Below are 25681 nucleotides of genomic sequence, written 5' to 3' on the forward strand. Positions count from 1 at the left end.
CGGCTCATCCTCCCCTACCGTGGGAGGAGTTGACGCCGGCCTCGGGGGGAGAGCATGGCCAGGGACAGTCGCGCCGATCATGCCGTACGTCAGCCGCGCTTGCGGCCGGAGCCCGCGCGCCCCGTCCCTTCATCGCACTCACCCCACACCAGAGGTGAGGCGACCCGGCTGCTGTGTGCGGGCACCTATCTCGACGACGACTTCCGGGATGCCGTCGTGGACGAGCTGTATGTCCACGAGGAGCGCTCCGTGGCGCCGTCCCTCGGGATCGACGCGGCCCGAGTGCTCGCCCATGCGCTGCGCGCCCGCCGTCTGGAAGCGGGCTGGACGGCGCTGCTGGCGGCGTTATGGCTGCTGCACTTCATGCTCGCCCGAAGCTTCTTCTTCGCCTTTCTGCTGTCCAGCGGGCTGCTGCTGCTGGCCTCCTGGGCCAGGGGCGGCGCGTCCGGCCCCTTCCGTGCCGACTATCCGGGGGCCGACCAAGTCGGGGTCTACCGGCGGCGGGCGGCCGCGGTGCTGCGGCTGGCCGGATGGCTGACGCTGATCTCCTATGTGGCCGACGCACTTGAGCTTGCCCTCGCGGACGAACCTGATCCGGGCGGGCTGACCGGTGTGCTGCCGTCGGTGCTGCTGCCCGGGGCGAATCCCACCGACGCCTGGTTCGCGCTGCTGATCCCCGCCGCGATGGCCGGTGCGGTCGCCCTGCACCGGGAGCATGTGGCCCGGGTGCTGGCCACCGAGCTGGATCCGGTCACCTTCGCCGACCCCGGCGCGGATCCGGCCGAGCGGTTCGAGGGCACCCGGTTCCAGCGGGTGTGCGCCCTGATACGGCGGGAGCAGCACGCGCCGGTGATCCTCTACCACGATCAGCATCCCTTCCTCGGCGCGGGCACCGCCCATGCCACCTGGACCCTCGCCGTGGAGCTCCGCCCGCGCGAGGGCACCACCGCCCTGCCGCTCGACAACCGCGTGATCCTGGAGCGGATCCGGCCGCTGGTGGAGGCGCTGCGCACCCCGTCCGCCGGGGGCGTGTCCGCTGGCCCCGCCCGGCTCCCCGCCCAGCCGCCCGGCGCCTCCGGTGACCGGGTCCGCGACCGGCTGCGCGGTCTGGAGCTGGACGAGTGTGTGTTCCTCAAGGTCACCGGATTGCGCAACCGGTCCTCCGTGCCGTACGGCGAGGCGGACTTCGCCCGGGAGCGGGCCGAGGCCGTCGAGGAGGGCGGCGAGATCCGGCGCCACTTCCTGCGGATCCGGGTCGGTGCATGGCGCGAAGAGGTCGTGGTCACCGTCTTCGTGCGGGTGCACACCCAAGGCGGCATGCTGATGCTGGAGTTCGCGCCTCATGTGCTGCGTCCGATCCGCCCGTCCTTCCGCGCGGTCGACCGGATCTCCGACTCCCACCGTCGGGGCGGGCTGCCGGGCAAGGCGTTATGGGCGCTGGGGCATACGCCCACGGCGGCGGGCCGGGCGCTGATCCAGCTCTTCCAGTCGGCCGCCTTCCTCTGGCGGATGTACGCGGGCGCTTATGACGCCGCGATACCCGACGGCCCCTGGGCGTCGGTGCGTGAGCTGGGCAGTGACAGCGGCGCCTCGCTGTTCCAGGAGATGGATGTCAGCCGCTATCTGAAGAGCGTCGAGGACCGGGTGGCCAACGGGGTCCGGCAGGCGCTGGCCGAAGCCGGTTGGGAGACCGGTGAGTTCGAGCAGAAGGTCATCAATGTGAGCGGCGGCGGAATCTTCATCGAGTCCGCCGAGAACAGCGCCTTCGGCTTCGGCGACCACAACACGATCAGCAACACCCCACGCAATGGAGCGGGAGGCGGCCATGACGACGGCTGACGCGGACGGTGAGCACAGCGCGACGGACGGCGGGGCCACGGGCACCGGCGGCACGGCGGGCAGCGCCACGGACACCGGCGGCGGGCGGAAGTTCGGGGACATCCGCATCGGCAGTGTGCGTGGCAGCGCGGTCGGCTTCGGCGACCATAACCACATCGTGAACGCATCGCGGGGCGAGGCGCCGTGCGACCCGGCGTACGAGGAGTTGCTGGAGGCGGTCCGGCAGCTCGCCGCCGACCTGGAGCGGGTGGTGCCCGGTCCGGAGGTCCAGGCGCTGTCCAATGAACTGGCCACCGCTCAGGACGAGATCCAGCGCACCGGCCGGGCCGGGGTCGGGCGGCTGGCCCGGATGCGCGCCCTGCTCCAGGACGCCAGCGCCAGCATCGGCATGCTCGCGTCGGGGGTCGCCGTGGGGCAGGCGGTCGGCGTGCTGCTGGGCGGCTGAGATGACCACGCCGGGCGGCGGGCAGGGCCCCCGCTGGGACGAGGAGACGCAGCGCTGGGTGGGGGCGGGTGCGGAGCCCCCGGCTCCGGGCCGCAGACCGCCTTTGCCGTATCAGGGTGTGGTGCTGCTGTCGGTGTTCGCCGTGCTGCTGGTCGGTGGAATCGGCGTCGGCGTCTGGAAGTTGCTGGAGGGGAAGGGCGGCGAGGACCGGGCCCGGAGCGATTCCACGCCGAGCGCGGGATGGCCCGGGGCGGACGGTGTGCCGTCTCCGTCGGCATCCTCGTCGTCCGCGCCGCCGTCGGCGCCGTGGTCCGTATCGCCGTCGTCCGCATCGCCGTCGGTCTCCTCGGACGTGGGCGGCGGAGCACCGACGGGATATGTGCGCACCAGGGATCCGGAGGGGTTCACCCTTGATGTCCCGGTGGGCTGGCGGCGCGTCAAGCGCGATACGGGCGTGTTCTACGAATCGTCCGACGCCGGAAGTCTGATCCAGGTCTTCGCGCTGACCGAGCCGGAGATCACCCCGTACGAGGCGCTGCGGCAGGCGGAGTCGGGGCTGCGGAAGAAGACCCCCGGCTACCACCGCTACCGGCTCGAGCGGCTCGGCTCCGGCGACGGGGCGGACGCGGAGCTCGAATACGGCTACCGCAGCGAGAAGTACGGCCCGCGCCGCATTCTCGACCGCGCCTTCTCCGAGGAGAACGGAGTGCAGTACGCGCTGCTGGTGGCGGGCCCGGCCGCGGACTGGCCGGAGCAGCGGAAGCGGCAGAAGATCGTGCTCAACGCCTTCTGTCCCACCGCGTACTGCCCGGCGGGATCGGAGCCCTAGGTCAGGACGAAGCAGCGCGGCACAGCACAGCGCGCGGGATCCGCCGCGCATCCGGCGAAGTATCCGGTATCGAGACGGTGGCAGTTGGGGCGGTGTCCCTCATACTGGGTTCTCCGTATGTCGGCTAACTCGCCTTATCGGCAGAAGAGTTCCGCTATGGGGGGGCGTTCATGGAGCACGGGGGGCCGGGGGACCGGCAGCAGTGGCCCGGCGGTGAGGGGCAGCAGCGGGAAGCCGCGTGGCAGTGGGAGGACACCCTCGCGGCTGGTGCGCCGCAGTGGGCATCGCCACCGCCCCCGCCACCACCGCCGCCGGGTGCCGAGACCCGTCGGGTCTTCCAGGCGCTGGCCGTGGCGATCTTCCTGGCCGTCGGGGTCGCGTTCTCCGGCTGGGTGGCCTTCGGCGGTGACGGGGACACCCGATACCGGGCCGCTCCGCTGCCGGGGCTGGACGAAAGCCCTTCACGGGCACCGGCCCCGGACGCGCCCTCGGCCGATGACCTGCCCACGCCCGGCCCCGAAACCGATGGGCCCAGCTCGGCGCCCACGGATGTGCCGACGGATCTGCCGGGGCTGCCGTCCGCGTCGGCCACCCCGTTCGGGACCCCGTCGTCCCCGGTGCTGACCGGCGGTGATCCGCCCGCGGGCTACAGCACCCAGAGCGACCCGGCCGGGTTCCACCTCGCCGTCCCGGACGGCTGGCTGCGCACCGTCGAGGGCCCCAGCGTCTTCTACACCTCGCCCGACGACAGCACCATGATCCAGATCTTTGAGCTGCACGGCCCCGAGGCCACCCCGTACGAGTCGGCGCGAGAGGCCGAGCGGCTGGCCTCCCGCCACCGCGGCTATGAGCAGGTCACCCTGGCTCCGCTCGGCACCGCCGCCATGGACCCGGCGCAGCTGGAGTACACCTACGAAAGCAAGAGCGACGGCCACCGCAGGATCATGGACCGCCGCTTCGCCGCGCCCAGCGGCACGATGTACGCGGTGCTGGTCATCGGTCCTTCCGGGGACCGGGCGAGCGAGCAGGAAATCCACCAGGCGGCGCTGGATACCTTCTGTCCCACCGCTTCCTGCACTACACCGTGACCGGAACGCAACTCCACGTGACGTGACCCCCGTCACTTTCCCTGATCAAGTGCGCATACGTTCGCCCCTTCGGGTTAGGGGTCCAAGTTGCTGGTGTGACCAGTGGGAACGATCGCAGAACCGGAAGGCAGAACGACGTGTCGGCAGTCGAGACCATTCATGTGGACGGGGTGTGGCGGGCGGCCGCATCCGGCGCGCAGCGGGAGGTCCTCGACCCCGCGGACGCCAAGACCCTCGCCGTAGTGGCCGAGGGTGGCGCCGAAGACACCGACGCGGCCATCGCCGCCGCGCGGCGGGCCTTCGACGAGGGCCCCTGGCCCGGTACCCCGGTGGCCGAGCGGGCCGCGCTGCTGCGGCGCGTGGCCGATCTGCTCCAGCGCGACCGGGAGGCCGTCGCGCTCATCGAGAGCCAGGACACCGGTAAGACCCTGGAGGAGGGCCGGGTCGACGTCGACGACGTGACCAACGCCTTCCGCTACTTCGCCGAGCTGGTCGTGGGCGAGTCCGCCGGACGCGTAGTGGACGCCGGTACCCCCGATGTGCACAGCGTCGTGGTCCATGAGCCGGTCGGCGTCTGCGCGATGATCACCCCCTGGAACTATCCGCTGCTCCAGGCCAGCTGGAAGATCGCCCCCGCGCTGGCGGCGGGCAACACCTTTGTGATCAAGCCCAGCGAAGTGACCCCGCTGTCCACCGTCCACCTGGTGAAGCTGCTGGTCGAGGCCGGGCTTCCGGCCGGAGTTGCCAACCTGGTGACCGGTCCGGGCGACCCGGTGGGCGCGCGGATGTCCGAGCACCCGGATGTGGACCTGGTGTCCTTCACCGGTGGCCTGATCAGCGGCACCAAGGTGGCCCAGGCAGCCGCGCCGACCGTGAAGAAGGTCGCCCTCGAGCTCGGCGGCAAGAACCCCAATGTGGTCTTCGCCGACGCCTGCTCCACTGCCGAGGGCTTTGACACCGCCGTCGACCAGGCGCTGAACGCCGCGTTCATCCACAGCGGCCAGGTCTGCTCCGCCGGTGCCCGGCTGATCATCGAGGAGTCGGTGCGGGAGCGCTTCGTGGCCGAGCTGGCCCGCCGCGCGGAGAAGATCAAGCTGGGCCGCGGCACCGAGGAGGGCGTCGAATGCGGCCCCCTGGTCTCCGCCCAGCAGCTGGACAAGACCGAGGCGTATGTCGCCTCCGCCCTGGCGGAGGGCGCGCTGCTGCGCTGCGGCGGCAAGCAGCCCGAGGCGTCCTCGGTCCGTCCCGCCACCGGCTACTTCTATCTGCCGACCATCCTCGATCAGTGCCACCGCGAGATGCGCGTGGTGCGTGAGGAAACGTTTGGGCCTATTTTGACGGTCGAGTCTTTCCAGACCGAGGACGAGGCCGTCACACTCGCCAATGACACGGAGTACGGACTCGCCGGCGCCGTCTGGTCCGCCGACACCGCACGGGCCCGCCGCGTCGCCGCACGGCTGCGGCACGGCACCGTGTGGATCAACGACTACCACCCCTACCTCCCGCAGGCCGAATGGGGTGGGTTCGGCAAGTCCGGGGTCGGGCGCGAGCTCGGCCCGTCCGGGCTGGCCGAGTACCGGGAGTCCAAGCATGTCTACGAGAACCTGCGGCCCAGCCCGGTGCGCTGGTTCGGCGGCTGACACCCCACCGCCGGCGCCCCTTCCGGGCACCGCCGGTCCCGGCCCGCCACCCGGGCCAGGACCCGGCCGCGCCCGGTGAGGGCGCCCGGCGGTTCCACAACGAGAAACACCATCCCCAAGGGGCGTCAGCCCCATGGCCCGCGCTGTCGCGGGCCCCTGAGCAAGACCGCGAGGAGTAACCCCCACCATGCCCGTACCTGAGGCTTACGACTACGTCGTCATCGGCGGCGGCACCGCGGGATCGGTGATCGCCTCCCGGCTCACGGAGGACCCGGACATCCGCGTCGCCGTCATCGAGGGCGGTCCCACCGACATCGATCGCCCCGATGTGCTCACCCTGCGCCGCTGGCTCGGTCTGCTCGGCGGCGACCTCGACTACGACTACCCCACCACCGAGCAGCCGCGCGGCAACTCCCATATCCGGCACAGCCGGGCGCGGGTGCTCGGCGGATGCTCCTCGCACAACACCCTGATCTCCTTCAAGCCGCTGCCCGGCGACTGGGACGAGTGGGCCGAGGCCGGTGCCGAGGGCTGGGACGCCGCGTCCATGGACCCGTACTTCGACCGGCTGCGCAACAACATCGTGGCGGTGGACGAGAAGGACCGGAACGCCATCGCGCGTGACTTCGTCGAGGCCGCTCAGGCCGCCGCCGGGGTGCCGCGGGTGGAGGGCTTCAACAAGAAGCCGTTCCACGAGGGCGTCGGCTTCTTCGACCTCGCCTACCACCCGGAGAACAACAAGCGCTCCTCGGCGTCGGTCGCCTATCTCCATCCCTTCCTGGACCGGCCCAACCTCCATCTGATGCTGGAGACCTGGGCGTACCGGCTGGAGCTGGACGAGACCGGCCGCGCCACCGGGGTGCGGGTGCGCACCAAGGACGGCGAGGAGATCCTCGTCGAGGCCGCGCGCGAGGTGCTGGTCTGCGCGGGCGCGGTGGACACCCCGCGGCTGCTGATGCACTCCGGTATCGGCCCCAGGGCAGACCTGGAGGCGCTGGGCATCCCGGTGGTCCACGACCTCCCGGGCGTCGGTGAGAACCTGCTCGACCACCCCGAGTCGGTGATCGTGTGGGAGACGGACGGCCCGATCCCGGACAACTCCGCGATGGACTCCGACGCGGGTCTGTTCATCCGGCGCGACCCCGAATCCCGGGGCCCGGACCTGATGTTCCACTTCTACCAGATCCCGTTCACCGACAACCCCGAGCGGCTGGGCTATGAGAAGCCCGAGCACGGGGTGTCGATGACCCCCAACATCCCCAAGCCGCGCAGCCGCGGCCGGCTCTACCTCACCAGCGCCGATCCGGAGGTGAAGCCCGCCCTGGACTTCCGCTACTTCACGGACGAGGAGGACTACGACGGCCGCACCCTGGTCGACGGCATCCGGATCGCCCGTGAGATCGCCAAGGCGGAGCCGCTGGCGGGCTGGCTGAAGCGCGAAGTGTGCCCCGGGCCGGAGATCACCTCGGACGAGGAGATCAGCGAGTACGCCCGTAAGGTCGCGCACACCGTCTACCACCCGGCGGGCACCTGCCGTATGGGCGCCACCACGGATGAATTCGCCGTGGTCGGCCCCGACTTGAGGATTCGCGGACTGGACGGCGTACGCATCGCCGACGCGTCCGTGTTCCCCACCATGCCCGCGGTGAACCCGATGATCGGCGTTCTGATGGTGGGCGAGAAGTGCGCCGAACTGCTCACCCAGGACCAGCACCGATCCCGGGAACGAGCCCCGCAACCCGCTCCCGGAGGTGACGCCTGATGTCCGCGACCCTGGTCCCCGAGACCCCTGGAACCCCTGAGAAGTCCGAGAACAACGGCACGGCACCCGTGTTCTCCGTCCGTGGCCTGTGGAAGGTCTTCGGCCCGAAGGCCGACCGCATACCCGGCTCCGCCGAGGGGAAGCTGTCGGCGGAGGAACTGCGTGCCCGCACCGGCTGTACCGCCGCCGTCCGCGATGTCTCCTTCGACGTCCAGCCGGGCGAGGTCTTCGTGGTCATGGGGCTGTCCGGCTCCGGCAAGTCCACGCTGGTGCGCTGTCTGACCCGGCTGATCGAGCCCACCGCCGGTGAGCTGAGTATCGACGGCGAGGATGTGCTCGCCATGGACAAGAACCGGCTGCGCAATCTGCGCCGCCACCGGGCCGCCATGGTCTTCCAGCACTTCGGGCTGCTGCCGCACCGCTCGGTGCTGGACAACGTCGCCTACGGTCTGGAGATCCAGGGCGTGGGCAAGGTCGAACGCCGCGCCAAGGCCGCCGAAATGGTGGAGAAGGTCGGCCTCACCGGTCTGGAGCGGCGCCGCCCCGGGCAGCTCTCCGGAGGTCAGCAGCAGCGTGTCGGACTCGCCCGCGCCCTCGCGGTCGACCCCGAGGTGCTGCTGTTCGACGAGCCGTTCAGCGCCCTGGACCCGCTCATCCGGCGCGATATGCAGGAAGAGGTCATCCGACTGCACCGCGACGAGGGCCGCACGATGGTCTTCATCACCCACGACCTCAGTGAGGCGCTGCGGCTCGGTGACCGGATCGCGCTGATGCGCGACGGCGGAATCGTCCAGCTCGGCACCCCCGAGGAGATCGTCGACTCCCCGGCCGACGACTATGTACGGGACTTCGTCCGCGATGTGCCGCGTGAGCAGGTCATCACGGTGCGCAAGGCGATGCGGCCCGCGGACGGCGACGAGGCCACCGACGGTGCCTCCGTGGCCCCCGGTGTCACCGTGGCCGAGGCGATCGAGGTGGCCGCCCGCAGCGGTGGCCCGGTCCGGGTGGTCGAGGACGGCCAGTGCATCGGCGTCGTCGACCACCAGCGGCTGCTCGCCGTGGTCGCGGGGGTGGAGGCCGGGGTGGTCCCGGCATGAGCGTGACCACCACCGCCCCCGACAAGACGTCCCTCGAGAAGAGAGAGCCGGACGGCGCGCTCGAGCGGGCCGGAAGACTCAAGGCGTTGCTGGCCCACCCCCTCGGGCGCAAGCTCGTGCCTTTCACCGTCCTCGCCGCGGTGCTGATACCCATCGCCGCGGGGCTGTGGGGCAGCGGCGCCTGGCCCAGCGTGCTCACTCACGATGTCAAGGGGCCGCTGGACTCCTTGAACCAGTGGATCATCGACAATCGTGATTCCCACCCGCTGTTCCTGTATTTCCTGCTGTACTTCAGCAACGCGGCCACGGACGCGGTCGACGCGGTCTACAACATGCTGGACGCGCTGGGCTGGATCGGGGTCACCGCCACCGCCGTTCTCTTCGCCTGGCGGGCCGGAGGTCTCGGCCGGGCCGGTCTGAAGGTCGCGGGCATCACGCTCGGAGCGTTCGGCGTCTGCGGGCTGCTCGGGATGTGGGACCCCACCATGATCACCCTCGCGCTGATGGTGGTGGCGGTCGCCGTTTCGGCCGTCCTCGGCGCGCTGCTCGGGCTCGCCGCCGGTCTGTCCGAGCGCTTCAACCGGATGCTGCGGCCCGTGCTCGACACCATGCAGGTGATGCCGGCCTTCTCCTACCTGCTGCCCATGGTGCTGATCTTCGGACCCGGCACACCGGCCGCGCTGTTCTCGACGGTCATCTACGCCGCGCCGCCGATGACCCGGCTCACGGCGCTCGGTCTGCGCGGCGCCGACCCGGGCGTACTGGAGGCGTCGTCCTCGCTGGGGGCGAGCTTCTGGCAGCGGCTGCGGACCGCTCGACTGCCGCTGGCCCGTAAGCAGATGCTCCTCGGGCTCAACCAGACGATCATGATGGCGCTGTCGATGGTGGTCATCGCGTCCATCGTCGGTGCGGGCGGTCTGGGCGAGGAGGTGTTCACCGCGCTGTCGACGACGGATGTCGGCAAGGCACTCGCCGCGGGCCTGCCGATCGTCCTGATCGCCGTCTGGCTGGACCGTACGACCGGGGTTGCGGGTGAACGGTTCGGCGCGACCTCGGCGGCCGAAGCGACCGGGGCCCGGCGGCTGCTGCACGGCTGGCGGGCCTGGGCGCTGGTGACGGGCGGCGCGGTGGTGGCGACCGTGGCCGGCCGACTGGCCGGGGCGAGGCTGTGGCCGGAAGACTGGGTCTACGAGATCTCCACGCCGGTCAACAAGTTCCAGGAGTGGATCACCGACAACCTCTACCAGGACGTGCCCGTCCTGGGCGGTACCAAGGTCTGGGCCGACCACATCACCGAGTGGATGATCAACCCGCTCCGCGACGGGCTGCTGAACGCCCCGTGGTGGCTGTTGCTGCTGCTGGTCGCTGTTCTCGCCCTGCTGGTCGGCACCTGGGGCACCGCGCTCACCGCCGTCCTGGCCATGTCGGCGGTCGGCGTGCTGGGCGTCTGGCCGAAGACGCTGGACACGCTGTCGCAGGTGCTCGTGGGCCTCGCGCTGACCCTGTTGCTGGGCTTCGCGATCGGCATTCTCGCGGCCCGGGTCGGATGGGTGGAACGCCGGCTGCGGCTGGTGCTCGATGTGCTTCAGACACTGCCGCAGTTCGTCTATCTCATCCCGGTCGTGGCGCTGATGGGCGTCGGCCGCGTCGCGGCGATCACCGCGGCGGTGGCCTACGCGCTGCCCGCCGTCGTCCGTATCACCACCCAGGGGATCAAGGAGGTCGACCCGGCGGCCCTCGAAGCCGCCCGCTCCATGGGAGCCAGCGGAGCCCAGCAACTGCGTCAGGTGCAGTTGCCACTGGCCCGGCCCGCGCTTCTCGTCGCCGTCAACCAGGGCGTGGTGCTGGTCCTCGCCGTGGTCGTCGTCGGTGGTCTGGTCGGCGGTGGGGCTCTCGGATACGACGTGGTCTTCGGCCTCGCGCGCGGAGAACTCGGAGTGGGTCTGGTGGCCGGTGTGGCCATCGTCTGTCTCGGCCTGGTACTCGACCGGGTCACGCAGCCCACATCCGCTACCCGCAAGGAGAGTTGAGGTCCCGTGAACATGACGGCCGATGCCGTCATCCCCCGTGCCACACCCCCGAAGAAAAGGAACATATTCGCCATGATGAACAGCAAGCGGGTGCGCAGAACTCTCGTCGCCACCACCGGAGCCGTCGGCTTGGTCGCGCTGAGCGCGTGCGGTGCGGCCGACACGGGCAAAAAGGACGAAGTTGGCGGCGGCAAGAGCGTGACGCTGACGGTTCCCTCCTGGGTCGGCGCCGAGGCCAACGTTGCCGTGGCCAAGTACATCCTGGAGGAGGAGCTCGGCTACAAGGTCCACACCAAGCAGATGGGTGAGGTGCTTGCCTGGGACGCGCTGAGCAAGGGGGACATCGACGGGATTCTTGAGGACTGGGGCCATCCCAAGCAGGAGAAGCAGTACCTCAAGGACCAGAAGACCGTGGTGAAGGGCGGCGACCTCGGCGTCACCGGCCACATCGGGTGGTATGTGCCGAAGTACTTCGCGGACAAGCACCCCGACGTCACCGACTGGAAGAACCTCAACAAGTACGCGAAGGACTTCAAGACCTCCGAGAGCGGGGGCAAGGGCCAGCTGCTCGAGGGTTCGCCTGACTACGTCACCAATGACGACGCCATCATCAAGAACCTGAAGCTGAACCTGAAGACGGTCTACGCGGGCAATGAGTCCTCGCAGATCACCCAGATCAAGCAGAACGTGAAGAACAAGACGCCGTTCCTCACCTACTGGTGGACGCCGCAGTGGCTGAACAACCAGGTGGACATGGTCGAGGTGAAGCTGCCGGAGTACAAGACGGGGTGTGACGCGGACCCGAAGAAGATCACCTGCGCGTACCCCAAGACCCCGCTCCAGAAGTACTTCAACGCCGACTTCGCCAAGAACGGCGGCAAGGCGGCGAAGTTCCTGAAGAACTTCAAGTGGACCACCGAGCAGCAGAACGAGGTCGCCGGAATGATAGCCGGGGACAAGATGTCCGCGGACGCGGCCGCGAAGAAGTGGGTCGAGGAGAACAAGCCCGTCTGGAAGAAGTGGCTGCCGTAGGCGGCATCTGACCGGGCTCGCCCCTGGGGCACTCCCGGCTGGGCCCCGTTGCGTTCCCCCACCGGGTGGACGCAGCGGGGCCCGGCCGTTGTACGAGGTCCGCTCGGCGGCCATCGTCTCCCGGAAGAGACGGGGCCGATGCCCTGAGCGACCCCGCCGGACGGATGTGCGACCGCTCCCTTTAGGGTGGGCGGTTCACACCACGGGGGAGGCATTGCGATGGAGCGCAGAATTCCACGTCGGCTGCGGTCGAGCACGGTGATCCTGGGCAGCATGGGCGCGCTGGCGGCGGCCCTGACGTCCTGTGGGTCCGAGCCGGACAAGCGCTGTGTGGACCCCGACAGCTACGACGCGCTGAAGGGCTATCGGGTGGTGGACTCCGGTGCCTGCTCGGGCTCCTCGACCGCCAAGAAGCGCGGCAAGAAGAGCGTGGACGGCGACTGGTACTACGACGCCGATGTGAGCGGCCGTTGGGCCGACTACGGCACGTTCGACAAGAGCCAGGCCGCCGACCGGGGCGGCTTCGGCTGCTCCGGTTCGGGCGGTGGCTGAACCATGGAGCGCCATACGATCGACCCCCGCCCCGGCTGGCAGTCCACGGTCGAGGAACAGGGGGTCATCTATCCGCTGACCCGCTACCCGGACGGCTCGCTGCGCCCCTACTGGGACGAGAGCGCCTACTACTCCTTCTCGCTGCCCGAGGTCGAGGCGCTGGAGGAGGTGGTCGAGGAACTGCACCGGATGTGTCTGGCGGCCGCCGGGCACATCGTGGAGCGGGAGCGTTTCAAGGAGCTGGGCATCGACGATCCCCGGCTGGCCGGGCTGATCGCCGAATCCTGGCACCGCCGGTCCGAACAGCCCAGCGTCTACGGCCGGTTCGACCTCCGCTACGACGGTGTCTCGGGCCCGAAACTGCTGGAGTACAACGCCGACACCCCCACCTCGCTGGTGGAGGCGGCCAGCGCCCAGTGGTTCTGGATGGAGGACCGGTTCCCCGGCGCCGACCAGTGGAACTCCCTGCATGAGCGGCTGGTGGACGCCTGGCGGAAACAGGCCGCGCTGCTGCCGCCGGGCACACCCCTGTACTTCGCCCACTCGGCCGGGGACGAACTGGGCGAGGATCTGATGACGGTGGCCTACCTGCGCGAGACGGCCGAACAGGCGGGGCTGGCCACCGAGGCGATCTCCATGGAGGACATCGGCTGGCAGCGGCTCTCCGGGCGCTTCGTGGACCGCAAACTCGGCTTCATCCGCGCCTGTTTCAAGCTCTACCCCTGGGAGTGGCTGGTCACCGACCGTTTCGGCCCGCAGGTGCTGGACACCCTCGACAACGGCGGAGGCACCGGATCCACCCTGTGGATCGAACCCGCCTGGAAGATGCTGCTGTCCAACAAGGCGCTGCTGGCCGTGGTCTGGGAGCTCTACCCCGGTCATCCGCATCTGCTGCCCGCCTATCTCGACGGCCCTCGTGAACTGGCCCGGACGAAGGGCTATGTGGCCAAGCCGCTGCTCGGCCGGGAGGGCGCGGGGGTCACTGTGCACCGGCCGGGAGAGCAGCCCGTGGTCCGCGACGAGCCCTGCTGCTACCAGGAGTTGGCGCCGCTGCCGGACTTTGACGGCAACCGGGTGGTGCTCGGGGCGTGGGTCGTGGAGGACGAGGCGGCCGGGCTCGGCATCCGGGAGTCCGCGGGGCTGGTCACCGATGAGTACGCCCGCTTTCTGCCGCATGTGATCCTCTAGGCCCTGTCCGGTGGGTCTTTGAGGAGCAGCCCGCGGCGTCTGGTGAGGGGGCACACCTCCCAGCGGTAGCTGGGGGAGGATCGCCCTCGTACTGGGCGTACTCGGGCGACTTTCGACAACGCGGCGAGGTGCGGTGCCAGGCGTCGCGGGCCCGATGAGATCCACCGGACAGGGCCTTCGGCGCGGTCTCATGGCGACTGAGCGTCGGCGCGGTCTCATGGCGACAGCACCGCCGTGAGCTGCGCCAGGCCCCAGAGCAGATCCTCCTCGCTGATCATCAGCGGCGGGGCGATCCGGATCGTGGCGCCATGGGTGTCCTTGACCAGCACCCCGCGGTCCATCAGCCGCTCGGAGATCTGCCGCGCGGTGCCCCGGTCGGCGGGGATGTCCACCCCCGCCCACAGCCCCCGTCCGCGTACCTCGTCCACCCGCCCCGCCTCCCGCAGCAGCCGCAGCTCATGGTGGAGCCGCTCGCCCAGCTCCGCCGCCCGCCGCTGGAACTCCCCGGTCCGCAGCACGGCGATCACCTCCAGCGCGACCGCGCAGGCCAGCGGATTGCCGCCGAAGGTCGAACCGTGCTCCCCGGGCCGGTGGACCCCGAGCACCTCGGCGGAGGACACCACCGCCGACACCGGGACCACTCCGCCGCCGAGCGCCTTGCCCAGCACATAGATATCCGGGACCACTCCCTCTTGCTCACAGGCGAAGGTCGCCCCGGTGCGCCCCAGACCGGACTGGATCTCATCCGCGATGAACAGCACCTTCCGTGACCGGGTCAGCTCCCGGACCCCGGCCAGATAGCCGGGCGGCGGCACCAGCACCCCCGCCTCGCCCTGGATGGGCTCCAGCAGCACGGCCACGGTGTCCGCCGGCGCGGCGTCGAGCGCCACCTCCATCGCTGTCAGATCGCCGTACGGGACGATCTCGAAGCCGGGGGTGTAGGGGCCGTAGTCGGCACGGGCCGCCGGATCGGTGGAGAAGCTGATGAGGGTGGTCGTCCGGCCGTGGAAGTTGTTCTCCGCGGCGATGATCCTGGCCCGGCCCTCCGGAACGCCCTTGATCCGGTAGCCCCACTTCCGGGCGGTCTTGACCGCCGTTTCCACCGCCTCCGCGCCGGTGTTCATCGGCAGCACCATCTCCATACCGCACAGCTGGGCCAGCTGCGCGCAGAACGCCCCGAAGCGGTCGTGGTGGAAGGCGCGTGAGGTGAGGGTGACCCGCTCCAGCTGGGCCTTGGCGGCCTCGATCAGCCGCTGATTGCCGTGCCCGAAGTTGAGCGCGGAGTATCCGGCGAGCAGATCGAGATAGCGGCGGCCCTCGATATCGGTCATCCAGGCGCCCTCCGCGGAGGCGATCACCACCGGCAGCGGGTGGTAATTGTGCGCGCTATGGGCCTCGGCGGCCTCCAGGGCGCGCTCGGTGCGGGGATCCGGGGTGGCCAACGCGGGCTCCCTTCGGGCGAGGGAGGGGCTGCCTACTAGAGTGGGGGTGCGCACCGTGACTGGCGAGCCGAGCGTGGAACCGACCACGAGGAAGCGGGGCGCGGCCCCAGCGCCACGAGGTGCCGCCCGCCTGGGCACCGAAGGGATCACGACCGGATCACCCGATCGCCCCGGAGGATTGCCATGAGCCTGCCCCTCTCCCATCCCGCCCTTTCGGCGGCCGACCCTGAACTCGCCGCCCTCGTCGGCGCCGAGGAACAGCTCCAGTCCGAGACCCTGCGGCTGATCCCCAGCGAGAACTATGTCTCCGGGGCCGTCCTCGAGGCGTCGGGGACGGTGCTCCAGAACAAGTACAGCGAGGGCTACCCGGGCCGCCGCTACTACGAGGGCCAGCAGGTCATCGACCAGGTCGAGACCCTCGCGGTCAACCGGGCCAAGGCCGTCTTCGGCGCCGACCACGCCAATGTCCAGCCCTACTCCGGTTCACCCGCCAATCTGGCCGTCTATCTCGCCTTCGCCGAGCCCGGCGACACCGTGATGGGCATGTCCCTGCCGATGGGCGGCCATCTCACCCATGGCTGGGGCGTCTCCGCCACCGGCTCCTGGTTCCGCGGTGTCCAGTACGGGGTGCGCCAGGACACCGGCATGATCGACTTCGATGAGGTCCGCGACCTGGCCCGCAAGGAGCGGCCCAAGCTGATCTTCTGCGGTGGCACCGCCGTGCCCCGCACGATCGACTTCGCCGCCTTCGCGGAGATCGCCCGCGAGGTGGACGCGGTATTGGTGGCCGATATCGCGCATATCGCCGGGCTGGTCGCGGGCGGTGCCCACCCCTCCCCGGTGCCGCATGTCGACGTGGTCTCCACCACCACCCACAAGACCCTGCGCGGCCCGCGCGGCGCGATGCTGATGGCTCGCGAGGCCCATGCCAAGGCGATCGACAAGGCCGTCTTCCCCGGGCTCCAGGGCGGCCCGCACAACCAGACCACCGCCGCCATCGCCGTGGCCCTCCACGAGGCCGCCCAGCCCGCCTTCCGGGACTACGCCCACGCCGTGGTCGGCAATGCCAAGGCCCTGGCCGAGGCGCTGCTCGCCCGCGGCTTCGACCTGGTTTCCGGTGGCACCGACAACCATCTGGTCCTGATGGACCTCACGCCCAAGGAGGTGCCGGGCAAGGTCGCGGCCAAGGCCCTGGACGAGGCCGGGATCGTGGTGAACTACAACACCGTGCCCTTCGACCCGCGCAAGCCCTTCGACCCGTCCGGCATCCGTATCGGCACCCCCTCCCTGACCTCGCGCGGACTGGGCACCGAGCACATGCCCACCGTGGCCGACTGGATCGACCGCGGGGTGACCGCCGCCAAGAGCGGTGACACGGCCGGGCTCGCCAAGATCAGGAACGAGGTCGCCGAGCTGATGGCGGCCTACCCTGCCCCGGGTCTGCCGACCGGCTGACGGCGCCCCCGGCGCCCCCGGCGCCCCCGGAGTCGCTGGAGTCGGCTGAGTGGGCAACGGGGCCGCCAGGGCTGACGGAGGTGACGGTGCCCTGCCCGGCCGACAGGCCGGGTATGGCCCGCCACCACTGCTCCTCCCGGATCCGGCGGCGGTCCGGCGGCACCGGCACCGGCAGGCCGACGATCCGAGCCATCACCCGCTCCACCACGGTCTCGCCTTCATCCGGCGCGCCCCGGAGCGACATGCCCGGCGGCCCGTCCAGAGCGCGCCCCAGTGCCCGCAGCTCCTCGGGCAGCCCGTGCTCCTGGCGCAGTCCGGGCTCCTCGGGCAGCCCGTGCTCCTCCGGCAGTCCGGCCGGGCCGCCGTCCGGCCCCGCCTCCCGCACTCCGGCCATATGCTCCGCCTCCCCGCGCGGCACGGGCTCCCCGCACGCCCCGCGCACTCCCTCTCTCGCGCACACCACGCACACCGTGCACATCTCGGTCTCCTCCCCTGGTCCGCTCCACCTCGTCGTCCGGGCCGAGCAGCAGCTCCAGCCGTCTCAGCGCACGGCTCAGCCGGGACTTCACCGTGCCCCGAGGCCAGCCCAGCGCCTCCGCCGTCTCCGCCTCGTCCAGATCCAGCAGATAGCGGTGGATCACCACCCGCCGCTGGGGTGCGCTCAGCTGGTCCAGTGCGGTCATCAGCCGCGCCCGCCGCTCACCCGCCATCGCCATCGCGGCCGGGCCGGCCGATTCCGGTATGGCAGCCTCAGCCCCGCCCAGCGCCCCTTCCCGGTCGACCGCCGTCCGCCTCCGACGCGCCGAGCGGATCGCATTGCTGGTCTCCCGTGCGACGATCCGCAGCAGCCACGGCCGGAACGCCGCCCCGCTGCGGAAACTCCCCAGCGCGAGATACGCCTTCACAAAGGCGTCCTGCACCACGTCCTCGGCATCGGCACCCGCACCGAGCAGCACCGCCGTGCGATGCGCCACCGGTGCATGGGCCCGCATCAGCTCCGCGTACGCCTCGGTCTCCCCGGCGCGCACCCGCGCGATGATCCCCGCTTCGTCCCGCGCGACGAGGTCCCCCTCCCGCGCCCTCTGTGTCGTCCTCACACCTTTCATACACCGGCGGACGGAGTCGGGTTCCACACCTGAGAGAATGGGTGCCATGGCCCTCGACCGTCCCCGTGCGCTCTCCGGTATCCAGCCCACCGCAGGCTCCTTCCACCTCGGGAACTACCTCGGTGCGATCCGGCAGTACGTCGCGCTCCAGGAGACCCACGACGCGTTCTACACCGTGGTCGACCTGCACGCGATCACCGTCCCCCAGGATCCGGCCGAGCTGCGCGCCAATTCCCGGCTCGCCGCCGCCCAGCTGCTCGCCTCCGGACTGGACCCGGACCGCTGCACGCTCTTCATCCAGAGCCATGTGCCCGAGCACGCGCAGCTCGGATGGGTTATGAACTGTCTCACCGGCTTCGGCGAGGCGTCGCGGATGACGCAGTTCAAGGACAAGTCGGCCAAGCAGGGCGCCGACCGGGCCACCGTCGGCCTGTTCACCTACCCGATCCTCCAGGTCGCGGACATCCTGCTCTACCAGGCCAACCACGTCCCCGTCGGCGAGGACCAGCGCCAGCACATCGAGCTCACCCGTGACCTCGCCGACCGGTTCAACGGGCGCTTCGGCGAGACCTTCACCGTCCCGGCCCCGTACATCGTCAAGGAGACCGGGAAGATCTACGACCTCCAGGACCCGACGATCAAGATGAGCAAGTCGGCGTCCACCCCGAAGGGCATCGTCAACCTCCTCGACGAGCCCAAGGTCTCCGCGAAGAAGATCAAGAGCGCGGTCACCGACCTGGAGACCGAGATCCGCTTCGACGAGGAGAAGAAGCCCGGCGTCAGCAATCTGCTGACCATCTACTCCACCCTCACCGGCACCGCCATCCCGGAGTTGGAGCGCCAGTACGAGGGCAAGGGCTACGGCGCGCTCAAGACCGAACTCTCCGAGATTCTGGTCGAGTGGGTGACACCATTCCGCGAGCGGACGCAGGAATACCTGTCGGACCCCGGGACGTTGGACAAGATCCTTGCCAAGGGGGCGGAGAAGGCCCGGGCCGTCGCCGCCGAGACGCTGGCCCTCGCCTACGACAAGGTGGGCTTCCTGCCCGCCAAGCCCTGATGGCCTGACGGCGAGCACGGACGTACACCCGGGCCCACGGGCCCCCGACCAGGGGGTCCTAGGACCCGTGTGCCGAAGGACCGAGGCACCTAGCCGCGGAGGCGGCACAGCCGCCACACTGGCACCGGTGCAGTGGCATCGAGCCCAGCAGCCCGGGAGGGCCAGGAGGGAGAACGCAGTGGGGACCGTAACGCTCGGCGTTTCGATCGCGGTCCCGGAGCCGTACGGCAGCTACCTCCAGGGGCGGCGCGCGGGCTTCGGGGACCCTGCCGCCCATGGCATCCCCACCCATGTCACCCTGCTGCCGCCGACCGAGGTCGACGGCTCGGCACTGCCGGCCATCGAAGCCCATCTGGCCCGGGTGGCCGCCGAAGGGCGGCCGTTTCCGATGCGGCTGGAGGGGACCGGCACCTTCCGGCCGCTCTCGCCGGTTGTCTTCGTCAAGATCGTGGAGGGCGTGGAGGAGTGCGCCGCGCTCCAGGAGCGGATCCGGGCGGCGTCCGGACCGTGCGCCCGTGAGCTCCAGTTTCCGTACCACCCGCATGTCACGGTCGCCCACGGCATCGACGAGGAGGCCATGGACCGGGCGTTCACGGAGCTGAAGGACTACGAGGCGGCCTGGACGAGCACCGGTTTCGCCCTCTACGAGCAGGGCGCCGACGGGGTGTGGCGGCTGGAGCGCGAGTACCCCTTCGAGGCGAGTGAGTCGCCGGAGGGCGGTGCGCCGGTGGTGCCCCGTCAGGCCGATCTCTCCCGCCCGGCCACGCCCTTGCGCTGACCGTTCGCCGCCCGTCACCCGGTGGTCCGACACCGCGTCAGCACGTTCACCGCTGGCCGGTCACCGGAACGAGTGATGAACGGTGTGTGGTGGGCGCCGGTGTGCCGACTGACGACCCGTCGGCGGCCAGAGTCATGACCGAGCGAGAGTCCTGACCTGGCGAGGCATGGCGTTCCCGCGGCGTGCCGCGCTATGTCTCCGCGTTCCGGGGAACCCGGACTCTGACCTTCCGCGCCGCCCGCCGTGTGCGCCGAGGGGGATTGACCGCGCAGAAGGGTAGGTGCTGATCATGGAATGGTTGACCCGGCTGCCAGTCGTCGGCCCCGCGATCGCCCAGCTGATGCGCACCCATGCATGGCGTTCCTACGAACGGCTGGACCGCGTCCACTGGACCCGGCTCGCCGCCGCGATCACCTTCATCAGCTTTCTCGCCTTCTTCCCGCTCATCGCGGTCGGCGCGGCGATCGGCGCCGCGACGCTCAGCGAGTCCCAGATGCATCAGCTCCAGACGAAGCTGGCCGAGCAGATCCCCGGTATCTCCGGTCAGCTCGACCTGGGCGGCCTGGTCGACAACGCGGGCACGATCGGGGTCGTCGCGGGTGCGCTGCTGCTGTTCACCGGTATGCGCTGGGTGGGTTCGCTGCGCGAGTGCCTGCGCGCCGTCTGGGAGCTGGAGGAGGACTCGGGCAATCCGGTGGCCCGCAAGCTCAAGGACGCGGTCGTCCTGGTCGGCCTCGGCGGCGTCGCCCTCGTCTCGTTCGCCGTCTCGACGCTCGCGGGCACAGCCGTCGGCCACGTCGCGCGGCTGCTCGGCATCTCCGAGGGCGGCATCGGCGGCTGGCTGCTCCAGATCGCCGCATTCTTCGTCGCCGTCGTGGCCGACTTCCTGCTGCTGTGCTACGTACTGACCTGGCTGCCCGGGGTCGAGCCGTCGCGCCGCCGCGTCGTGGTCGCCGCGCTCATCGGCGCGATCGGCTTCGAACTGCTCAAGCTGCTGCTGAGCAGTTATCTGCGGGACGTGGCGGCCAAGAGCATGTACGGCGCGTTCGGGGTGCCCATCGCGCTGCTGCTGTGGATCAACTTCACCGCCAAACTGACGCTGTACTGCGCCTCCTGGACCGCCACCGGGTCAGCCGAGGAGAGCGACGAGGCGGGCGCCGAGAACGCCGAGAACGAAGACGAGGACGGGGCCGACGAGGACGGAGCCGGGTCCGGCGGGTCCGACGGGGTCGGCGGGTCCGACGCGACGCCCAAGCCGAAGCCCGAGCCGCCCGCCGGTCCCGCCCATCCCCTGGGCTGACCCGTGCCGTGTGCTCAGCCGCGGCCGCGGCGCAGCGGCCAGCGGCGGTGCACCGCGTAGGCCACCGCGGCCAGCAGCGCCAGCGTGCCGCCCGTGATGCCGATCGCGGTCCACTTGCCCGACCCGCCGTGACCCGAGGAGACCGACGCCTGGGTGTGCTCGTCCTTCCCGTGCCCGGAGGTCCCGTCCTGGCCGCTGCCCGCCTCGCCCGGCCGGACGAGGGTGCCGACCGGATTCACCGAGTCGGCCGCCTTGAACCCCCAGTCGAAGAGCCTCGCGGTCTCCTTGTAGACCTCGTTCGGCTCGGACTTCTGCGGATTCATCACGGTGACCAGCAGCACCCGCTTGCCGCGCTGGGCGACCCCGGTGAAGGTGGAGCCCGCATGCGTCGTGTAGCCGTTCTTGACCCCGGCGATGCCCTTGTAGGTCGGGATGCCGAAGCCGGTCAGCAGCCGGTTGGTGTTCTGGATCGCGAAGCTCTCGCGGGTCTTCTTCTCGCCTGCCTTGCCCTTCTTGAACTCACCGGGGAACTTCGCGGTCGCCGTTGAGGCGTACTCCCGGAAGTCCGCCTTCTGGAGTCCGGAGCGGGCGAAGAGCGTGAGGTCGTACGCGCTGCTGACCTGGCCCTTCTCGTCGTAGCCATCCGGGGTGACGACGTGGGTGTCACGGGCGTTCAGCTGGCGGGCGTGCGCCTGCATCTCCTGCACGGTCTTCGCCGTGCCGCCGTTCATCGCGGACAGCACGTGCACCGCGTCGTTGCCGGAGCGCAGGAAGACGCCGAGCCACAGGTCGTGCACCGAGTAGGTGTAGTTCTCCTTGACCCCGACCAGGCTGCTGCCCTCGCCCATGCCCGCCAGGTCGGACGGCAGCACCTTGTGGGTCTGGCTCTTGGGCAGCTTGGGCAGCACGGTGTCGGCGAACAGCATCTTCAGGGTGCTCGCGGGCGGCAGCTGCCAGTGGGCGTTGTGCGCCGCCAGCACATCGCCCGACTCGGCGTCGGCCACCATCCAGGACCGCCCGCTGAGCTCCTTGGGCAGCTGCGGCGCGCCCGCCTTCGGATCCACCTGGGTGCCGGGGCGGCCGAGCCGCTTTCCGCCGATCGTGGACATCTGGGCAGGGGGCTTCACGGCGTCGGGGCCCTCGGCGCCGCTGGAGCGTTCGTCGGCGAACGCCGGGAAGGCGGGGAGCAGGCCGGACAGCAGGAGGGCTGCGGCGGCGGTCAGTGGTACGGCGGTACGGCGTCGTGTGGCGGCCCGGGGAGTGGGGGCGGCCGTGGCGGCAGAGAGGCGCGCAGGGACAGAGGGGGGCGCGGGGGGCGTGTAGGCATATGAACATGTCGGCACGTTGGTGAACGTACCCGCCGTCGCTATCGCATGCGACAGGACCGCCGTCGAATGGGGGGCAGACCCCCGCGCGGAGGTATCGGGGGATGTGCCCATACTGGAGACCATGAAGCTCAGCCGCCCCGTGTCCTGGTTCCTGCTCGCCTTCGGGGTCTGGAGCTGGGTCATCTGGTTCACCTTTGTCAAAAATTTGTGGAAGGACAGCAGCGGACTCGCCTTCGATGACGCCGGTGATCCCACCGCGTACTTCTGGGTGCATCTGCTGCTCGCGATCACCTCGTTTCTTTTGGGGACGGCTATCGGGGTGATCGGGTTGCGTGGTCTGCGCGCTCTGCGCGGGAAGGACTCCTCGGAGTAGTCGTTCGCCAGCCGTTACGTCCGGATAAAAGGGGAGAAAACCGGGGATGGTCGTGGTCTTCGTCCTGATCGCACTGGCCGTCGTCGGACTGCTGGCCGGGGTGCACTGGTATCTGTGGCGGCGGCTGGTCCGCGACACGACGGCGCCCGGCGGGCTCGCCCGCCGGGCGGGCACGGTGGCGGCGTTCGTGCTGCCGCTGACCACGTTCGGGGCGCTGATCGCGGGGCGCGCCGGAGCGCCCTTCGCGCTCCAGCGCGCGCTGGCCTGGCCCGGCTACCTGTGGCTCGCGCTGGTCCTCTATCTGACCCTCGCCCTCTTGGTGGGCGAGGTCCTGCGCCCGATCCTGCTGCGCGTTGCGCCATCCGGCGGGGAGGAGGGGACCGACGGCGCGTCTGCGGTGGCGGGGGCCAACAGACAGATCGACGCACCGATTGACGCACCGATTGACGCACCGATCGGCCCACCGGGCACGCCCGGAGACCCCGGTACGTCCGGTGTCCCGGCCGTACCGGGTACGCCCGGCGCCGCCGACGGGGTGCTCAGCACCCCGGAGAGCCTCGGCGCCCCCGACGTCCCCGGTGGCCCCCGAGCGTCGGATACTCCCGGTACGCCTGGCGCCCTCACTGCCGCGGGAGCGCCCAGCGCCTCCGCGGCCACCGGCCGGTCGGAAACCCACGCCGCTTCCGGCGGTCCTGATGTCCCAGGCCGTTCGGGGAGTTCGGGTGCCCTAGGTGCCGAGGGAATGTCGGGTGGGCTTGGCGCGGGGGAGGGCCCCAACACCTCCGGTAGCCCCGACGCCGTGGGCCACGCGGGGACTTCCGTCACCCCCGCTGCCTCGGGTACATCCGTCTCTCCCGGTCACCTGGGATCCTCTGGCGCGCCCAGCATCCCCGGCAGCCCGCAAACCTCCGTCGCTCCCGGCCGTCCGGGAACCTCCGGCGCGCCCAGCGCCTCCGGCCGCCCGGAAACCCCCGACGCCCCCGGCGCGCCAGAACTCCTCGCCGTCCCCGGCGCGCCCAGCGCCCCCGCGGCCTCCGCCGCCCCGGAAACCCCCGACGCCCCCACCACCCCCGACTTCCCGGGAAGCCCGGGAGCACCCGGCGGGGGCGGGCGAGCGCCGCGCCCGGCCGGTTCGCGGCGGCTGTTTGTTGCGCGGGCGATTGCGGTCGGGGCCACTGCCGCTGCGGTGGGGACCGTGGGGTACGGGACGGCCACCGTATTGCGGGGGCCGCGGGTGAAGCGGGTCACCGTGCCGCTCGCCAAGCTGCCGCGGCGGGCGCACGGGTTCCGGATCGCCGTGGTCAGCGATATCCACCTCGGGCCGATCCTGGGCCGCGCTCACACTCAGCGGGTCGTCGAGACGATCAACCGCACCAACCCCGACCTCATCGCCGTCGTGGGCGATCTCGTGGACGGCAGTGTGGCGGATCTGGGGCCGGCGGCCGAGCCGTTGCGGGGGCTGCGGGCCCGGCACGGCTCGTTCTTCGTCACCGGCAACCACGAGTACTTCTCCGGCGCCCGCCAATGGGTCGATCACGTACGTGAGCTGGGGCTGCGCCCGCTGGAGAACGAGCGGACCGAACTGCCCGGCTTCGATCTCGCCGGGGTGAACGACATCGCGGGGGAGGACGAGGGCGAGGGGCCGGACTTCGGCAGGGCGCTCGGGGACCGCGACCGGTCGCGGGCCTCGGTGCTGCTGGCGCATCAGCCCGTGGTGATCCATGACGCGGTGGACCACGGTGTCGACCTCCAGCTCTCCGGCCATACGCACGGTGGGCAGATGTGGCCCGGCGATCTGGTCGCGGCGCTCGCCAACCCGACCGTCGCCGGGCTCGAGCGCTACGGCGACACTCAGCTCTACGTCACCCGTGGCGCCGGGGCCTGGGGGCCGCCGGTGCGGGTCGGGGCGCCGCCGGACGTCACGGTCGTGGAACTGGCATCGCGTCACGCGTGAGGGGAGCTGTGAGGGGAGGCGTGACGGGGAGGGGGAGTCGGGGCGGCGGACTTCCGGCCGCCTTCGCCCCCACCGCCCCCGTATCCGGCAACACCGCCCGCGTACCCGGCAACATAACCCCCGCATCCGGCAACATCGCCCGTGTATGCGGCAGCGCCGCCGTACGCACCCCCGACAACCGCTCGTGCGGGGCCAGCCCCGCCGGGTCCCGCACGGTGCTCAGACCGTAGCGCAAGGCCAGAGCGAACGCCGTCAGGGCGATCAGAAGGTCGCTCGGGGCGATGGCGAAGGCCGCCCGGGCCACGCTCTCGGCCCCGCCCAACTGGTGGGTGGCCGTCAACAGGCCGGTCAGCTCCGTCACTCCGGGCATGGCGGACGCGGACGTCAGCACCGCCGCGGCCACCGCCATCCCCGCCAGCAGCGGCAGCGCAGCGGCCCCGAGGAGGGCCGAGCGGACGGCCAGCCGTCCGAGGGTGAGCGGGCCGCCGTCGGCGGATTCCAGCCGCAGCAGCAACAGCCGCTTCCCCGGTGTCGCGCCCGTCGTCAGCGGGAGGACGACGAACCACAGCGTGAACAGCCCGGCCATCGACCACAGTTGGACCCCCGGGTCCCCGTACGCGAGCATCTGGCCCGACACGCCCGCCACCACCAGGAACCCCGCCAGATCGACGATCAGCGCCACCAGCCGCCGCCCGAACGGCACGGGGCGGAGCGCCAGCGCCCGGCCGTCCAGGGTCTCCAGCGGGGGCAGTACGCGGACGAGCGGTCCGGCGAGCAGCCAACCGATGGCCGCGCCCGCCGTGTTGGTGAGCAGATCGTCCACGTCGAAGAGCCGGTATGGGCAGTCGTAGAGCCCCCACACCCCGGACCACTGGGTCAGCTCGAAGAACAGCGAGGACGCCAGGCCGACCGCGGTGGCGGCCCGCAGTCCGCAGCGGACGTGGTAGCGCAGGAAGACGCCGAGCGGCACCAGGAGCAGCAGATTGAGCAGGGCTCCGGCGACGGCGGGGTTCTGGAGGACGAGCGCGCCGGGGGTGACCTTGTGGTGGGCCTCCTTCCAGATGTCGGCGAAGGTGTTGCCCGGTATCGCCTGGGGCTGGGCGAAGGCGCTGAACCGTGTGCACATGTCGGCGCTCCGGCGCGGCAGCGGAACGAGCGTCAGGCAGCAGGCGGTGAGCGCGTAGTAGAGGAAGCCGCACAGCGACAGCGTCCGGCCCTGCGAGATGACGCCATGGCGCCGGTAGAGGACCACGGCGGTCGGCAGCAGTAACACCAGGGCGAGCAGCGGGAAGACTGCGGCGGCCGTCTTGATGGGCAGGAGGTGCGCTTGAGGCATGCGTGGCACTATACGCGATGTGTATACACCGCATGTATAGAACTCCA

21 protein-coding genes and 1 riboswitch are annotated in these 25681 nt (G+C 70.7%); of the genes, 17 read left to right on the top strand and 4 right to left on the bottom strand.

The annotated features are described in order from the left end of the window. Window positions 1-54 precede the first annotated feature (54 nt). From AC4BEG_RS19955 to AC4BEG_RS20005, 11 genes are all read left to right on the top strand, one after another. Window positions 55-1839, top strand: a complete 1785-nt coding sequence (locus AC4BEG_RS19955; RefSeq protein ID WP_490701109.1) for an AbeC-like domain-containing protein — start codon at window positions 55-57, stop codon at window positions 1837-1839. Then, entirely contained in the window at window positions 1826-2284 is a 459-nt protein-coding gene (locus AC4BEG_RS19960) for a hypothetical protein (protein WP_490701110.1), read from the top strand. The genes AC4BEG_RS19955 and AC4BEG_RS19960 overlap by 14 nt, the downstream gene beginning before the upstream one ends. Before the next feature lies 1 nt (window position 2285). Beyond that, on the top strand, window positions 2286-3113 hold the full coding sequence (locus AC4BEG_RS19965) for a serine/threonine kinase C-terminal domain-containing protein (RefSeq protein ID WP_490701111.1): 828 nt from the start codon (window positions 2286-2288) through the stop codon (window positions 3111-3113). A 170-nt stretch (window positions 3114-3283) separates the two neighbouring features. Beyond that, entirely contained in the window at window positions 3284-4201 is a 918-nt protein-coding gene (locus AC4BEG_RS19970) for a serine/threonine kinase C-terminal domain-containing protein (RefSeq protein WP_490701112.1), read from the top strand. A gap of 137 nt (window positions 4202-4338) precedes the next feature. Further along, window positions 4339-5841 carry an aldehyde dehydrogenase family protein gene (locus tag AC4BEG_RS19975; RefSeq protein ID WP_490701113.1) on the top strand — a complete coding sequence of 501 codons (1503 nt, stop codon included), beginning with the start codon at window positions 4339-4341 and terminating at the stop codon, window positions 5839-5841. 187 nt (window positions 5842-6028) lie between these two features. Next, entirely contained in the window at window positions 6029-7603 is a 1575-nt protein-coding gene (locus AC4BEG_RS19980; RefSeq protein WP_490701114.1) for a GMC family oxidoreductase, read from the top strand. Beyond that, entirely contained in the window at window positions 7603-8700 is a 1098-nt protein-coding gene (locus tag AC4BEG_RS19985) for a quaternary amine ABC transporter ATP-binding protein (protein ID WP_490701115.1), read from the top strand. Before AC4BEG_RS19980 ends, AC4BEG_RS19985 begins: the two co-directional genes overlap by 1 nt. Beyond that, entirely contained in the window at window positions 8697-10730 is a 2034-nt protein-coding gene (locus tag AC4BEG_RS19990; protein ID WP_490701116.1) for an ABC transporter permease subunit, read from the top strand. The genes AC4BEG_RS19985 and AC4BEG_RS19990 overlap by 4 nt, the downstream gene beginning before the upstream one ends. Before the next feature lie 75 nt (window positions 10731-10805). After that, window positions 10806-11762, top strand: coding sequence for an ABC transporter substrate-binding protein (locus AC4BEG_RS19995; protein ID WP_490707136.1), 957 nt, complete (start codon window positions 10806-10808; stop codon window positions 11760-11762). Window positions 11763-11981: 219 nt separating this feature from the next. Then, a complete protein-coding gene (locus AC4BEG_RS20000; RefSeq protein WP_490701117.1) occupies window positions 11982-12314 on the top strand; it encodes a hypothetical protein in 333 nt (110 codons plus the stop codon). Between the two features lie 3 nt (window positions 12315-12317). Next, window positions 12318-13502, top strand: coding sequence for a glutathionylspermidine synthase family protein (locus tag AC4BEG_RS20005; protein WP_490701118.1), 1185 nt, complete (start codon window positions 12318-12320; stop codon window positions 13500-13502). Between the two features lie 215 nt (window positions 13503-13717). Here AC4BEG_RS20005 and rocD read toward each other — a convergent pair whose 3' ends face one another. After that, window positions 13718-14944 (bottom strand): ornithine--oxo-acid transaminase, encoded by a 1227-nt coding sequence (gene rocD / locus AC4BEG_RS20010; protein ID WP_490701119.1) that lies wholly within the window; start codon window positions 14942-14944, stop codon window positions 13718-13720. Window positions 14945-14989: 45 nt separating this feature from the next. After that, a riboswitch (ZMP/ZTP riboswitch) is annotated at window positions 14990-15087 on the top strand. Window positions 15088-15127: 40 nt separating this feature from the next. Here rocD and glyA point away from each other — a divergent pair. Beyond that, window positions 15128-16399 (top strand): serine hydroxymethyltransferase, encoded by a 1272-nt coding sequence (gene glyA, locus AC4BEG_RS20015; protein ID WP_490701120.1) that lies wholly within the window; start codon window positions 15128-15130, stop codon window positions 16397-16399. 218 nt (window positions 16400-16617) lie between these two features. On the opposite strand, the gene AC4BEG_RS20020 is transcribed toward glyA, so the two are convergent. Beyond that, complete coding sequence (locus tag AC4BEG_RS20020) at window positions 16618-17496, bottom strand: RNA polymerase sigma factor (protein ID WP_490701121.1); 879 nt, start codon at window positions 17494-17496, stop codon at window positions 16618-16620. A 55-nt stretch (window positions 17497-17551) separates the two neighbouring features. Here AC4BEG_RS20020 and trpS point away from each other — a divergent pair, with 55 nt between their 5' ends. From trpS to AC4BEG_RS20035, 3 genes are all read left to right on the top strand, one after another. Then, the gene (gene trpS, locus AC4BEG_RS20025; RefSeq protein ID WP_490701122.1) at window positions 17552-18565 is read left to right on the top strand and encodes a tryptophan--tRNA ligase; all 1014 of its coding nucleotides are present in this window, start codon (window positions 17552-17554) and stop codon (window positions 18563-18565) included. 178 nt (window positions 18566-18743) lie between these two features. Further along, window positions 18744-19343 carry a 2'-5' RNA ligase family protein gene (locus AC4BEG_RS20030; protein WP_490701123.1) on the top strand — a complete coding sequence of 200 codons (600 nt, stop codon included), beginning with the start codon at window positions 18744-18746 and terminating at the stop codon, window positions 19341-19343. A 289-nt stretch (window positions 19344-19632) separates the two neighbouring features. After that, complete coding sequence (locus AC4BEG_RS20035) at window positions 19633-20643, top strand: YihY/virulence factor BrkB family protein (RefSeq protein WP_490701124.1); 1011 nt, start codon at window positions 19633-19635, stop codon at window positions 20641-20643. A 14-nt stretch (window positions 20644-20657) separates the two neighbouring features. Here AC4BEG_RS20035 and AC4BEG_RS20040 read toward each other — a convergent pair whose 3' ends face one another. Beyond that, entirely contained in the window at window positions 20658-22082 is a 1425-nt protein-coding gene (locus AC4BEG_RS20040) for a D-alanyl-D-alanine carboxypeptidase family protein (protein WP_490701125.1), read from the bottom strand. Window positions 22083-22092: 10 nt separating this feature from the next. Here AC4BEG_RS20040 and AC4BEG_RS20045 point away from each other — a divergent pair, with 10 nt between their 5' ends. Both AC4BEG_RS20045 and AC4BEG_RS20050 read left to right on the top strand, forming a co-directional pair. After that, window positions 22093-22344, top strand: a complete 252-nt coding sequence (locus tag AC4BEG_RS20045) for an SCO4848 family membrane protein (protein ID WP_490701126.1) — start codon at window positions 22093-22095, stop codon at window positions 22342-22344. 46 nt (window positions 22345-22390) lie between these two features. Further along, window positions 22391-24298, top strand: coding sequence for a metallophosphoesterase (locus AC4BEG_RS20050; protein WP_490701127.1), 1908 nt, complete (start codon window positions 22391-22393; stop codon window positions 24296-24298). Here the strand turns inward: AC4BEG_RS20050 and AC4BEG_RS20055 are convergent. Further along, window positions 24264-25634, bottom strand: coding sequence for a VanZ family protein (locus AC4BEG_RS20055; protein WP_490701128.1), 1371 nt, complete (start codon window positions 25632-25634; stop codon window positions 24264-24266). The two genes, AC4BEG_RS20050 and AC4BEG_RS20055, sit on opposite strands and share 35 nt — an antisense overlap. Between the last annotated feature and the right edge of the window lie 47 nt (window positions 25635-25681).

This window comes from Streptomyces sp. JLBJ103 (genome assembly GCF_058215575.1).

Excerpts from the sequence above, each read along its gene's own strand:
- AC4BEG_RS19955 (WP_490701109.1), top strand. The coding sequence starts at position 55 with ATGGCCAGGGACAGTCGCGCCGATCATGCCGTACGTCAGCCGCGCTTG.
- AC4BEG_RS19960 (WP_490701110.1), top strand. The coding sequence starts at position 1,826 with ATGACGACGGCTGACGCGGACGGTGAGCACAGCGCGACGGACGGCGGG.
- AC4BEG_RS19965 (WP_490701111.1), top strand. The coding sequence starts at position 2,286 with ATGACCACGCCGGGCGGCGGGCAGGGCCCCCGCTGGGACGAGGAGACG.
- AC4BEG_RS19970 (WP_490701112.1), top strand. The coding sequence starts at position 3,284 with ATGGAGCACGGGGGGCCGGGGGACCGGCAGCAGTGGCCCGGCGGTGAG.
- AC4BEG_RS19980 (WP_490701114.1), top strand. The coding sequence starts at position 6,029 with ATGCCCGTACCTGAGGCTTACGACTACGTCGTCATCGGCGGCGGCACC.
- AC4BEG_RS19985 (WP_490701115.1), top strand. The coding sequence starts at position 7,603 with ATGTCCGCGACCCTGGTCCCCGAGACCCCTGGAACCCCTGAGAAGTCC.
- AC4BEG_RS19990 (WP_490701116.1), top strand. The coding sequence starts at position 8,697 with ATGAGCGTGACCACCACCGCCCCCGACAAGACGTCCCTCGAGAAGAGA.
- AC4BEG_RS19995 (WP_490707136.1), top strand. The coding sequence starts at position 10,806 with ATGAACAGCAAGCGGGTGCGCAGAACTCTCGTCGCCACCACCGGAGCC.
- AC4BEG_RS20000 (WP_490701117.1), top strand. The coding sequence starts at position 11,982 with ATGGAGCGCAGAATTCCACGTCGGCTGCGGTCGAGCACGGTGATCCTG.
- AC4BEG_RS20005 (WP_490701118.1), top strand. The coding sequence starts at position 12,318 with ATGGAGCGCCATACGATCGACCCCCGCCCCGGCTGGCAGTCCACGGTC.
- glyA (WP_490701120.1), top strand. The coding sequence starts at position 15,128 with ATGAGCCTGCCCCTCTCCCATCCCGCCCTTTCGGCGGCCGACCCTGAA.
- trpS (WP_490701122.1), top strand. The coding sequence starts at position 17,552 with ATGGCCCTCGACCGTCCCCGTGCGCTCTCCGGTATCCAGCCCACCGCA.
- AC4BEG_RS20035 (WP_490701124.1), top strand. The coding sequence starts at position 19,633 with ATGGAATGGTTGACCCGGCTGCCAGTCGTCGGCCCCGCGATCGCCCAG.
- AC4BEG_RS20040 (WP_490701125.1), bottom strand. The coding sequence starts at position 22,082 with ATGGGCACATCCCCCGATACCTCCGCGCGGGGGTCTGCCCCCCATTCG.
- AC4BEG_RS20045 (WP_490701126.1), top strand. The coding sequence starts at position 22,093 with ATGAAGCTCAGCCGCCCCGTGTCCTGGTTCCTGCTCGCCTTCGGGGTC.
- AC4BEG_RS20050 (WP_490701127.1), top strand. The coding sequence starts at position 22,391 with ATGGTCGTGGTCTTCGTCCTGATCGCACTGGCCGTCGTCGGACTGCTG.
- AC4BEG_RS20055 (WP_490701128.1), bottom strand. The coding sequence starts at position 25,634 with ATGCCTCAAGCGCACCTCCTGCCCATCAAGACGGCCGCCGCAGTCTTC.